Here is a 12389-nt window from a genome sequence, read left to right on the forward strand (position 1 = left end):
CATGAAGCGCCGATCTGCTCAGTGGAAGCTGGGTCGGTCGGTGATTGCTGAGCGCTGCTCTATGGCCGCACCATGACCTCTCAACTTCGCCACACGAGGATAAGATCGATGACTGATTCCACACCCAACCCTGCTCTCACTTCGGTGATGAACCACCTCCGCGCCTTGGTCGAGGCCACCGGCCCCAGCGGGTCTGAGGAAGATGTCGTGCAACGGGTGGTCAAGGCGGCCCGCCCCTACGCCGACAGCCTCGATGTGGACGCCTTCGGGAACGTGATCGCCGTGCGCCGCGCCGAGGGCGACAAGGCCCGGCGCTGCATCATCTCGGCGCATATGGACGAGGTGGGTTTCCGGGTCTACAAAATCGGGGCCGACGGATTCCTGCGGCTGGAGAAGGTCGGCGGCTTCGATGACCGCATTCTTCTGGCGCAGCGCGTCTGGATTCGCACCGAGAGCGGTGAGCGGCTGCTGGGGGTAATCGGCTGCAAAAGCGCTCACCTGCTGGCCGACGGGGACCGCTCCAGCGTCGTGCCCTACGCCAGCCTCTACGTGGACATCGGCGCGCGCAGCCAGCAGGAGGTGCTGGACATGGGCGTGGCCGTTGGCGATCCGGTGGGCTTCGTCGGCAGCCTGAGCGAACTGGGGCGCGGTACGGGCCGCTACACGGCGCACGCCCTCGATGACCGGGCCGGGTGCGCGGTGCTGCTGACCCTGCTCGAACGCTTTCACGAAACGCCGCCCCCGGTCACTTTGGTGGTTGTCTTCTCGGTGCAGGAAGAAGTCGGTCTGCGCGGTGTGGAAGCGCTGGCCCGTCACCTTCAGGGCGACGTGGCGCTGGCCCTCGACATGACCGCCGCCGACGATACGCCGGAATTCGGCGATTCGCATCTGCGGCTGGGCGCTGGCCCTACCGTCAAGGTCATGGATTTCTCGACCCAGGCGCATCCGGCCATCCGCCGGGGCCTGCTTGCTGCGGCCCACAAGCAGAATCTGCCAGTGCAGCGCGAAGTGCTCAAGGGCATCGGCACCGACGCCGGGGCCTTGCAGTACCTCGGGCAAGGTGTGGCGACCGGGGCCGTGTCGGTGACCAACCGCTACACACACAGCCCCGTCGAGGTGCTGGACAGCCGTGACCTGGAAGGAGCCGTGAGTCTGCTGGAAGGCTTTCTGCACGATCTCCCCGACCTGGACCTGCGCTTCGTGGCGCTGAATGACGAAGCGTAAAGTGGCTCTCTGGAGGCTGACATGAATGAAGATCACCGGGCTGTCTTGCCTTACGGCGCATGGCCTTCGGCCATCACCGCCGACGTCATCACGGCTGGCAGTGTGGGGCTGGGCGGCGTCACGGTGGACGGGCCGGACGTGTACTGGATAGAGAGCCGTGCCCATGAAGGCGGACGCAGCCTGCTGGTGCGTCTCACGCCGGACGGAGCAGTCAGCGACGTGACGCCGCCGCCATTCAATGTCCGCAGCCGGGTTCACGAGTACGGTGGGCGCTGCCACGCCGTGCAGGGCGGCACAGTTTATTTCAGCCACTTCGCCGACGACCGCCTGTACAGGCAGGAATCTGCCCAGGCACCGGAGCCGATCACCCCGGAGCTTCAAGTGCGTTATGCCGATCTCGAACTCGATCCGGCACGGGGCTGCCTCGTCGCGGTGCGTGAGGACCACCGGGAAGCGCAGCAGGAAGCCCGTAACGAACTGGTGGCGCTGGCTCTCGGTGGTCCCAATGCCGAGGGCGGCGTGGTCCTGGCAAGCGGGGCGGACTTCTACGCCGTGCCGCGCCTGAGTCCCGACGGCTCCCAGCTGGCCTGGGTCGAGTGGAACCATCCGAACATGCCCTGGGACGAAACACGCTTGATGCTGGGGCAGGTCGCGGCAGACGGGTCGCTGCTCGACGTGCGTCAGGTCGCGGGCGGGCCGGGCGAGTCGGCCCAGGAGCCGCGCTGGTCGCCCGGCGGTGTGCTGCATTTCGTCTCGGACCGCAGCGGCTGGTGGAACCTCTACCGCCTGAATCCTGAACCGGAAGCCCTGTACCCACTGGACGCAGAATTCAGCGGCCCGCAGTGGCAGTTCGGTTCCTCGACCTACGTCTTTCTGGCCGATGAGCAACTCATCTGCGCCTATCACCAGGGTGGCCGGACCCAGCTGGCGAGCCTGGATCGCGGTGGGTCCGGCTGGCAGCTCACGGCGCTCGACACGCCCTTTACGGCTGCTTCCGATCTGCGGGTTCAGGGGCAGCAGGTGGTGCTCAAAGCGGGAGCGCCCGACCGTGCGCCGTGCATCGTCCGGTTGAGCGCTGACGGCGACAGCGAGATTTTACGAGAATCCTCGACTTTTCCCCTGCCGCCTGACGAGGTGAGCGTGCCGGAGGCCATCGCGTTTCCCACCGAGGGCGGCAAAACGGCCCACGCCTTTTTCTATCCGCCCCGCAACGCTGGCGTGCGCGGGCCACAGGGCGAGCAACCACCACTGCTGGTGATGAGTCACGGTGGGCCGACCGGGGCCACCGAAGCGGTGCTCGATCCCTCGGTGCAGTTCTGGACCAGCCGGGGCATTGGGGTGCTGGACGTAAATTACGGCGGGTCCACCGGGTTCGGGCGCGAGTACCGTCAGCGGCTGAATGGCGAGTGGGGCGTGGTGGACGTGCAGGACTGCGTGAACGCGGCACGTTTCGTGGCCGGGCGCGGCGACGCCGACCCGCAGCGCCTGGCCATCACCGGAGGCAGCGCAGGCGGCTACACCACCCTCTGCGCGCTGACGTTCTCAGAGGTCTTCGCCGCCGGGGCCAGCCATTACGGCGTGAGTGACGCCGAGGCGCTGGCGCAGGACACCCACAAGTTCGAGAGCCGCTACATGGACAGCATGATCGGCCCCTATCCCCAGGAGAAGGCCTGCTATCAGGCGCGCTCGCCGATTCACTTTACCGAGCGGCTCAAACGCCCGGTGGTGTTTTTCCAGGGCCTCGACGATAAAGTGGTACTGCCAGATCAGGCGCGCAAGATGTTCGAGGCGGTGCGCTCACGCGGCCTGATCACGGCGCTGGTGGAATTCGCTGGCGAGGGGCACGGGTTTCGCCGGGCCGAGAACGTCAAGCGGGCGCTGGAAGGCGAACTGGAGTTTTACGGTCAGGTGTTCGGGTTCACGCCAGCGGACATCACGCCCGGTCTGGAAATCATGAATCTGCCCGGCTGACACGAGCGGAGAGGCAGCAGAGAACAGAAGTGCCGAGCAGCCTCGGGTACAGCGCCGTGCCCTCAGAGGTCAAACTGAACGCCGCTCAATTCTTCGGAAACCTGCCACAGCCGCTGGGCATCGCTCTCGTTGTGTGAACGGGCATTCGACTCGACCTGCTCCGGCGCGCCGCCCAGTTCGGCCAGTCCGGAAGGACCGAAGTACTGCCCACCCCGAACCTGCGGCGCGGTGGCCGCATACAGGGTCGGCAGCGCCCCCATCGCCTGGGTCTGGGCGAACAGGCGGTTGGCGAGTTGCATGCCCCCGCCCTCACCTTGCAGGCCCGTTGCCGCGTAGCCTGGATGGGCTGCCACCGCCAGCGTTGACTCGTTCGCCGCCGCCAATTTGCGCTGCAATTCGTAGATGAACAGCAGATTGGCGAGTTTGCTCTGCCCGTACGCCTGCCAGGCGTTGTAGGTCCGGTGACGCCAGTTGAGATCAGCGAAATCGAGGTGCCCGAAGCGGTGCGCGGTGCTGCTGACGCTGACGACGCGTGCGCCGGGCGTCGCGTTGAGCAGGGGCATGAGCTGTGCTGTCAGCGCGAAGTGCGCCAGATGGTTGACGCCGAACTGCACTTCGAAACCCTGCTCAGTCTGGCCCTGCGGCGGCACCATGATGCCGGCGTTGTTGATTAGCAGATCAAGGCGCTGGTACTTGGTCTTGAACTGGTCTGCAAACGAGCGCACCGAATTCAGGTCGCCCAGATCAAGTTCCATGACGGTGACACTTCCGGCAGGCTGAAGTGCCCGGATGGCCTCGGCGGCCCGGTTGGCCTTCTGGGCGCTTCGGCAGGCCATGATGACGGTTGCGCCGCGCTGGGCCAGTGCCCGCGCGGTCTCGTAACCCAGGCCGCTGTTGGCCCCGGTGACAATGGCAATCCTGCCGGACTGGTCGGGAATGTCGGCCTCGCTCCAGTCACTCTTCTGACGGCCCGCAGCAAAATAGGCCAGCGGGCCGACGAAGTTGACAAACAGCGCGGCCCGCCAGACGACCTTGCGGCCGTGGAGTCGGGCTTCCGGGCGCCCGCTCAGGTCCGTCCAGGCAGCGGCGAACAGTCCCGCCTGGACAGTTCCTGCGGCGACGATGGCGGCTTTCTGGGCGGTGGTGAGTGAGTTCCAGGTGGGGAAGGGCATGGGTGTTCTCCTCGTGGTGGGGGACAGGCAGGGGGCTGAATGCTTCGCCGGGGACCAGACGCTGAGCTGAACGGTGGCAGGTGAGGTCACAAACCGGATGGGGGATCAGTGCTCCGGTTCGCGTCCCAGTGCGCCGGGTTTGTCGTAAACGGCCAGTCGCTCGATCAGCGTGGCCGAGGCTTCGTTCAAGCCTACCAGCACCACTTCGCGGTCCAGCCACCGGTACTTGAGCATCACCTTGTCGAGCGCGCCCACCGCCGAGCCGTCCCAGAAATGGGCATCGGTCAGGTCGATGACGACGCGGCGGGCCGAATGCGTGAAGTCGAACTGATGCACGAAGTCGTGGGTGCTGACAAAAAAGAGCTGACCGCGCACGGTGTAGGTTCGGCTGCCGTCTGCCGAGTCGGTTACCGTGACGCTGGAGAGCTGCGAGATCTTGCGGGCAAAGAACAAAGCGCTGAGAATGACGCCGACCAGCACGCCCAGCGCCAGGTCGCGGGTCAGCACTGTGACGGCCACGGTGGTGAGCATCACGATGGTCTCGCCTTTCGGAAACACCGTCAGGGTTCTGAGGCTCTGCCAGTCGAAGGTGCCCACGCTGACCACGATCATCACGGCGACCAGCGCGGCCATCGGAATCTGAACGAGCAGCGGCTGGAGCACCAGGATCAGCAGCAGCAAAAACGCCCCGGCCACGAAGGTCGAGAGCCGCCCGCGCCCGCCGTTGCCCACGTTGATCATGCTCTGGCCGATCATGGCGCAGCCTGCCATCCCGCCGAAAAAGCCGGTGATAATGTTGGCGACGCCCTGCCCGCGCGCCTCCACGTTCTTGTTGCTGGTCGTTTCGGTGCGCTCGTCGACGAGCTGGGCAGTCAGCAGGCTTTCGAGCAGGCCCACCAGCGAGAGCGTCAGCGCCACCGGAAAGATGATCCCCAGAGTGTGGAGCGTCAGCGGCACCTGCGGCAGTGAGAATGGCGGCAGGGCGCTGGGCAGGGTGCCGATGTCACCCACCGTCCGCACGTCGGCGTGGGTGTAGACCGAGATCAGGGTCAGCACCACGATGGCGACGAGGGCGCTGGGGACGGCCCTGAAGACGCGCGGCAGCAGGAAGATGATGGCGAGTCCGGCGGCCACCATCGCGTACATCTGCCAGCCCGCACCCACGAACTGCGGCAACTGCGCCGAGAAAATCAGGATCGCCAGCGCGTTGACAAACCCCACCATGACACTGCGCGGCACGAACTTGAGATACCGCGCGAGCCTGGCCCAGCCGAACAGCACTTGCAGACCGCCGGTCAGGATGGTGGTGGCAAACAGGTACGGTAACCCGTGGTCGCGTACCAGCCCAGTCATCAGCAGGGCCATCGCCCCGGTCGCCGCACTGATCATGGCGGGCCGCCCGCCGATGAAGGCGATGACCATCGCGATGATGAACGAGGCGTACAACCCCACCTTGGGATCGACGCCCGCGATAATCGAGAAGGCGATGGCCTCGGGAATCAGGGCCAGCGCCACCACGATGCCCGCCAGCACGTCCCGGCGAGGATTCATGAACCATTCGCGGCGGTACTGCTGGAAGTCGAAGCGGGGCGGAGCGGCGGAGTCGGGTCTTGCAGTCATGGATGCACCTCGCGGGGTGCCGTGACAACCGGCCAGAGAAAAAGCCGTCGCCGAAACGTGGCGGGCGGTCAGCAGTCGGTTATCGTCAGGGGCGTCACTCGCGGGCAGGTTGGGGACCTGAATACCGGCAGACGCCGCACCTGCGGCCCGTGCAGTCTGACAGACCGGGCCGGCGCATGGCAAGTCGGCTCTTTCTTTCCGCCCATTGGCCTACCCACCTGGGCGCGACTGCACCGCGCTCAGGGCAGCACGTACCCCGCTGCGGTAGCGATCCCGTACCACTCCTCGCGGGTCAGGTCGACCTCGCTGGCCTTCACGCAGTCGGTGAGGCGCTGCGAATTCATGGTGCCAGTGACGGGCTGCATCTTCGCCGGGTGACGCAGCAGCCAGGCCAGGGCGATGGTCGTGTTACTGACCGCGTACTTACCCGCCACCTCGTCGATTTTCTTGTTGAGTTCCGGGAACTTGGGGTTGTCCAGAAAAACACCCTCGAAGAAACCGAACTGAAACGGCGACCAGGGCTGAATGGTGATGTCGTGCAGGCGGCAGTAATCCAGGATGCCGCCGTCGCGGTCGATGGCCTCGGCGTTTTCCATGTTCACGTTCCAGCCCCAGGTGATCATGCTGGCGTTGGTGATGCTGAGCTGGAGCTGGTTGGCGACCAGCGGCTGCTGGACATACTTCTTGAGCAGATCGATCTGGCGCGGGTGCTGGTTCGAGACGCCGAAGTGCCGCACCTTGCCCTCTTTTTCGAGCTGATCGAAGGCGGCGGCGACTTCCTCCGGCTCGACCAGCGCGTCGGGGCGGTGCAGTAGCAGCACGTCGAGGTAATCGGTCTTGAGGCGCTTGAGGCTGCCGTCCACCGAGGCCAGGATGTGCTCTTTGGAAAAGTCGAAGGTGCCGGGGCGGATGCCGCACTTGGACTGCAAGATCATCTTCTCGCGCAGCGAGCTGTTCATGCCCACCACGTCGGCAAAAATAGTCTCGCACTGGCCGCCGCCGTAGACATCGGCGTGGTCGAAGAAATTTGCACCCACATCGAGTGAGGTCTGCACGAAGCGCTCGGCTTCGGCCCGCTCGATGCTGTCGATGCGCATGCAGCCGACAGCCACCACTGGCACGTCGAGGTCACTGGTTCCAAGTTTGATGGTTCGCATGATGGTGTTGCCTCCTTGAAGGTGGGCCGCGCAAAGTCAGGCCCATGAAAAACGTTTTCGTTGTCAGGGTAGGGCAGATCGCGGTAGCCGTGCACGAAGGCCAAGAAGCGGTGAACGCGCGGGCGCAGAGGAGGTCGTGCCGGGCGTGGCAAAATCAGGCGTTTCCTGTCCTGCCCGGCCCCGACGCTTTCCCGGAGGTTCTCCCAGTGACCCACGCCCTCACGACCGCCCAGACGCTCGCCCGACTCGCCAAACGCCTCAACGAACTGGGGGCCTGGCGCGACGCCCGGCGGCAGACGCTCACCTCCGGCGAATTTTTCGCGCGTGGCGCTGGGCAGGCCCAGCCCATCCTGGTGGGCGACGCCTGGCCCAGCCGCGACTTTCCAGTGACGCTGCGCTTCCGGGCGGAAGTTCCTGCGGCATGGTCGGGGCCGCTGGCGCTGCGCTTCGACGTGGGCGGCGAGGGTCTGCTGAGCGTGAACGGGGCGCAAATCGGCGGCCTCAACCCCTACCACCACGAGTACCGCCTGGGCGCGGAAGCTGCCATCGGCGGGGTGCTCGACGTCGAGATTCAGGCCAGTCCCAAGGACCTGTTTGGCCGCCCGGCCTACCGCCCAGTGCTGAAGGTGGCCTGTCTGGTGCAGCCGGACGAGGAGGTCCGTACCCTGCACGGCGACCTCGCGGCGGCGCTGGGCGCGGCCCGGCAACTGCTGGCGCGGGGGCAGCCCGATCTGGCCGATCAGCTTGTGGGCGCGCTGGACGAAGTGTTCCGGCAAGTGCCGATCGAGCGCGGGGGCAGCGCCGCTTACCTGGCCCGTGCGGTGCAGCAGCCCGACCAGGCTGCCGAGATCGCGTCGATCTGGGACGAGTGGGACTTTGCCAGAGAGGACCTTCCGGCGTTCCCCGACGAGCTGCGCCCGGCGCTGCGGCAGGCCAGGGCTTTCTGGCAGCAGCGTCTTGCAGGGCTGCTGGAGCGCTTCCCACCTCTCGGCGCGCTGAGCCTCACTGGCCACGCCCACATCGACCTGGCCTGGCTGTGGCCGCTCTCGGAAACCCGCCGCAAGGCTGTTCGCACTTTCTCCTCAGTGCTCAGCCTGATGGAGCAGTACCCCGACTTCACCTTCAACCAGTCCAGCGCTCAGCTCTACCGCTTCATGGAGGAGGACGCCCCCGAGCTGTTCGATCGCATCCGCCAGCGGGTCGCTGAGGGCCGCTGGGACGTGGTCGGCGGCATGTGGGTCGAACCCGACGGCAACCTGATCTCGGGCGAGTCGTGGGCGCGGCAACTGCTCTACGGCCAGCGCTACTTCCGGGAGAAGTTCGGCCAGACGGCCCGCGTCTGCTGGCTGCCCGACACCTTCGGGTACGCCGCCAACCTGCCGCAACTGCTGAACCTGGCGCAGATGCCTTACTTCTTCACGACCAAACTCACCTGGAACGAGACCAACACCTTTCCCCACGATCTCTACCAGTGGGAGGGACTGGACGGCAGCCGGGTCGTCGCCCACAGCTTCTTCAACCCCGACCCGGCGATGGGCTACAACGGCGATATCGCGCCCACCGACACCTTGCAGACCTGGCAGAACTTCCGGGGCAAGCGCACCCACACCGAGAGCCTGCTGAGTTTCGGCTACGGCGACGGCGGCGGCGGCCCCACCGCCGAGATGCTGGAGCGCTACGCCCGTCTTCAGGCGTTCCCCGGTTTGCCCCGGCTGCGGATGCGGCGGGTGGCCGACTTCTACGGCGATATTGAATGGGGCGCACTGCCCATCTGGTGGGGCGAGCAGTACTTGGAACTGCACCGGGGCACCTACACCGCCCAGGCCCGCGTCAAAGCCCTCAACCGCCGCCTGGAACATACCCTGACCGAGGCCGAAAGTGCCTGCGCCCTGGCCCAGCGCCTCGCCGGGCAAAGTTACCCGCGCACGGCACTCGGAGCGCTGTGGGAAATTTTGCTCAGAAACCAGTTTCACGACATTCTTCCGGGATCGGGTGTCAGGGCCGTGTACGACGTGGCCCACCAGGAACTCGGCGCGGCGCTGGAGGACGCGCGGCAGTGGCGCGGGCAGGCACTCCAGGTGCTCAGTGACGTGGTGGGCGGCCCCGGCCAGATGGTCGTCTGGAACCTGTCGTCCGATGACCGGCGCCTGCGGGCGGTGCTCAGCGCCGAATCTGGTCTGGCAGCCTCGTACACGGTAGCGGGCCAGCCCGTGCAGGGCGAACAGCTGGACGGAGTGCTGACCCTGCACGGCAACGTGACGGTGCCGGGCCTGGGCTACCTGCGGGTGGACGTGGGAAACACGGACGACCCCCAACCGTCCAGCCCGCCGTTTGCCGACGACCTGACACTCGAAAACACTCAGCTGCGGGCCGTGATCGGCGAGGACGGAACCGTCGCCTCGCTGATTCACAAGGGGTCGGGCCGGGAACTGCTCTCGGGGCGCGGCAACCAGCTGTGGGCCTACGTCGATCTGGCCCGTGAGTGGGACGCCTGGGAACTCGACGCCGCCTACGCTCAGGAGGGCCAGGAACTGCTGGCCGAGGCCCGCCCCGAACGGCTGCCCGGCACGCTCAGCCAGCGCATCCGGGTGCGGCGCAGGCACGGCCAGAGCAGCATCACCCAGATCTACGAACTCTCAGCCGGCAGCGCCCGGCTCGACATTCACACCGAGGTCGATTGGCAGGGCCGACACACCCTGCTGCGGACACTGTCCCCGGTGGCGGTCCGCAGCGCCCACGCCACTTTCGAGACTGCCTTCGGCAGCGTGACCCGCACCACCCACACGAACACGAGCTGGGACGCGGCGCAGTTCGAGGTGCCGGGCCACCGCTGGGCTGATCTCAGTGACGGCGCGGCGGGGCTGGGCCTGCTCACCGACAGCAAGTACGGCTATTCGTGCAAGGGCAATCTGCTTGGCCTGAGCCTGCTGCGCGCTCCGGTGTTCCCCGACCCCACCGCCGACGAGGGCCAGCACCGCTTCAGCTACGCCCTCTACCCGCACGCCGGCGACTGGCGAAATGGCACCGTCCGGGAAGCCCACGACCTCAACGCGCCGCTGCTGGCCTGCCGCAGCGAGGGCGCAGCAGGGGAGAGGGTGCAGGTGGGGACGGCTGTCTCGGTGCGGCTGCTCGGGTTGCCTCCGGGCCTGCGCCTGAGCGCCCTCAAGCTGGCCGAGGACAGCGATGCTCTGCTGCTGCGTGTCTACGAGGCGCACGGGCAGAGCGCGGCGCTCGACCTTGAAGATGAACTGGGCGTGCGCGACTGGCGCGCCGTCAATCTGCTCGAAGAACCGCTGCCCGGCGGCGAGCGCCCCCAACCGGTCACGGCTTACCAGGTCGTCACGCTGCTCGAACAGCTTTGAGCGGGTGCGGAGGCTTGTGCGGCCTGGACGCAGGCTCTAGCCTCTGGGCATGAACCGCTTTCTTCTGGCCCCGGCCCGTCGCTCGCTCGGCGCATTGACCCTCGCGGCACTGGGCTTGCTGCCGCTGGCCGCCGCTGAGCGGGTCAGGGTGCCCGGTACCGATCTGAGCATCGATCTACCCGTTGGCTTTATCGCTATGCCGCCGGATGTCGTCGCCAGTAAGTATGCCCGCACCACCACGCCGCCAACCCAGGTCTACTCCACGCCCGGCCCGCACTGGGAAGTGAATATCGCCTTTGCCATGAGAGATGTCCGGCTGCCCGACGGCGACCTGAACCCGACCCGTACCGCGCTGGAAGGCCCGCTGAAAAACGTGCCGGGCTTTCGCTGGGTCAAGCACGACGTGGAAACTGTCGCCGGGCGCGAGTGGATCGTGCTGCAATTCTGGGTCAACGGCCTCGACACCCCGATCTACAACGATCTGCGGGTCACCCGTCAAGGCGACAAGACGCTGCTGGTGACAGCCAATGTGACGAAGGCGCTCTACGGACCGTACGCTGCCCGCCTCGGCGCGGCCATGCAGAGCCTGAAGTAGAGCAAAGTCAGGGCGTTCGCCGTTAAGCTGAAGTCCGACTCACATAGATTCCATTTGTTGCGTATGGAACTTGGAAAAGAACCGATTCCCCTACTCCGCGTCCGGAACCCGTTCTCCTCCTTCTTCCATTGGTCAGACTGAATGGTTCTTTGGAAACGATTTAATCCGGATTCGTATCACTTCCCAAAAACGACGGCCAGCGTGACGCACAGTGTGAGGAGTGCCTCCAGCATCAGCTCCGGGTAGCTCACCCCGCGCGAGTCAGCGGGTAGGTTTCCACGACGAGTGCTCCGAAGGGAAGTGGGCCGAGTGCTTCGGGGATCGAGGAGTATACCGCCGATGATGCGCCGGGTCAGCGGCAAGCGCACTCGGTCAGGTGGCCAGCCGACCTGGCCGGAAGGCCACTGGATGCAGCCACCACGTCCGGCGCAGAATGACCGGCACGGCTGGAGCTCCTCCTCCCCGCCGTGCACCGTGGACTGCTCGTCCAGGCAGTGATGGCCTTCGGCAAGGTGGGTTTCGGGTTGTGGCCCGACACCGCGGCCCGCGCCCACTGCCGCTCTCCACCCAGACCCGCGTGACACTAGAACAGCCCCTGGCGCAGCGCCTTGACTGCCGCCTGGGTGCGGTCGGTGGCGCTGACCTTGTGCAGGATGTCCCGAATGTGGAACTTGACGGTGCTGACGCTGATGCCGAGCTGCGCGGCGATCTCCTTGTTGCTCTGGCCGTCAGCGATGCAGCGCAGCACCTCGGTCTCACGCTCGGTGAGCGGCGAGGCGCTCGGCGTGGGCGCGCACACTGCCGAGAATGTGGTGGGCGATCTGCGGATCAAGGTAGGCGCTGCCCGAGGCCGCCGCCCAGATCGCCAGCGGCAGCAGTTCTGGCTCGGCGCTCTTGAGGCAGTAGGTGTCGGCTGCGCTGCCCATGGCCGCCAGTACCTCGCCCCTGAGATTGTGGGCCGTCAGCATGACCACCCGCAGCGCCGGGTACAGCCGCTTGATGCGCGCCGCCGTCTCGATGCCGTCGATGCCCGGCAAGCCGATGTCGAGCACCACCACGTCCGGCACTTCGCCCCCCATTCCGGCGTTTGCGCCGCGTGCCGCCAGCACCTCCAGCGCTTCCTCGCCACTTCTGGCCTCGCCAACGACCCGCAGTTCCGGCTCGAAGTTGATGGCGACCCGCAGGCCGTCACGGGTAAAGGCGTGGTCCTCGACCAGCAGCACCCGAATGGTGCTCGGTTCCTTCACGCGGGCACCACTGATAGCCGCAGGGTAAAGACCGTGCGGGC

The 12389-nt window shown here is 66.3% G+C and carries 9 protein-coding genes; 4 read left to right on the plus strand and 5 right to left on the minus strand.

Going from position 1 to position 12389, the window contains the following annotated elements; translation table 11 throughout:
* The first annotated feature begins 147 nt into the window (after window positions 1–147).
* Together GUI70_RS03785 and GUI70_RS03790 are read left to right on the plus strand one after the other, a co-directional pair.
* Window positions 148–1224 (plus strand): M42 family metallopeptidase, encoded by a 1077-nt coding sequence (locus GUI70_RS03785; protein ID WP_237724679.1) that lies wholly within the window; start codon window positions 148–150, stop codon window positions 1222–1224.
* Window positions 1225–1245: 21 nt separating this feature from the next.
* A complete protein-coding gene (locus GUI70_RS03790) occupies window positions 1246–3195 on the plus strand; it encodes a S9 family peptidase (protein ID WP_161880976.1) in 1950 nt (649 codons plus the stop codon).
* A gap of 62 nt (window positions 3196–3257) precedes the next feature.
* Here the strand turns inward: GUI70_RS03790 and GUI70_RS03795 are convergent, their stop codons facing one another.
* From GUI70_RS03795 to GUI70_RS03805, 3 genes are all read right to left on the minus strand, one after another.
* Complete coding sequence (locus GUI70_RS03795) at window positions 3258–4367, minus strand: oxidoreductase (RefSeq protein ID WP_161880977.1); 1110 nt, start codon at window positions 4365–4367, stop codon at window positions 3258–3260.
* Window positions 4368–4472: 105 nt separating this feature from the next.
* On the minus strand, window positions 4473–5987 hold the full coding sequence (locus GUI70_RS03800) for a SulP family inorganic anion transporter (protein WP_161880978.1): 1515 nt from the start codon (window positions 5985–5987) through the stop codon (window positions 4473–4475).
* 239 nt (window positions 5988–6226) lie between these two features.
* A complete protein-coding gene (locus GUI70_RS03805) occupies window positions 6227–7144 on the minus strand; it encodes an aldo/keto reductase (protein ID WP_161880979.1) in 918 nt (305 codons plus the stop codon).
* 206 nt (window positions 7145–7350) lie between these two features.
* Between GUI70_RS03805 and GUI70_RS03810 the strand changes: the two genes are divergently transcribed.
* Both GUI70_RS03810 and GUI70_RS03815 read left to right on the plus strand, forming a co-directional pair.
* Window positions 7351–10506 (plus strand): alpha-mannosidase, encoded by a 3156-nt coding sequence (locus tag GUI70_RS03810; protein ID WP_161880980.1) that lies wholly within the window; start codon window positions 7351–7353, stop codon window positions 10504–10506.
* Window positions 10507–10555: 49 nt separating this feature from the next.
* Entirely contained in the window at window positions 10556–11101 is a 546-nt protein-coding gene (locus GUI70_RS03815) for a hypothetical protein (RefSeq protein WP_161880981.1), read from the plus strand.
* Between the two features lie 583 nt (window positions 11102–11684).
* Here GUI70_RS03815 and GUI70_RS25135 read toward each other — a convergent pair.
* Both GUI70_RS25135 and GUI70_RS03820 read right to left on the minus strand, forming a co-directional pair.
* Window positions 11685–11900, minus strand: coding sequence for a response regulator transcription factor (locus GUI70_RS25135; protein WP_306468257.1), 216 nt, complete (start codon window positions 11898–11900; stop codon window positions 11685–11687).
* Window positions 11857–12348 carry a response regulator gene (locus tag GUI70_RS03820; protein WP_306468258.1) on the minus strand — a complete coding sequence of 164 codons (492 nt, stop codon included), beginning with the start codon at window positions 12346–12348 and terminating at the stop codon, window positions 11857–11859. Before GUI70_RS03820 ends, GUI70_RS25135 begins: the two co-directional genes overlap by 44 nt.
* Window positions 12349–12389: the final 41 nt, after the last annotated feature.

The sequence above is a fragment of the Deinococcus alpinitundrae genome (assembly GCF_009982895.1).
In the GTDB taxonomy this organism is placed as follows: domain Bacteria; phylum Deinococcota; class Deinococci; order Deinococcales; family Deinococcaceae; genus Deinococcus; species Deinococcus alpinitundrae.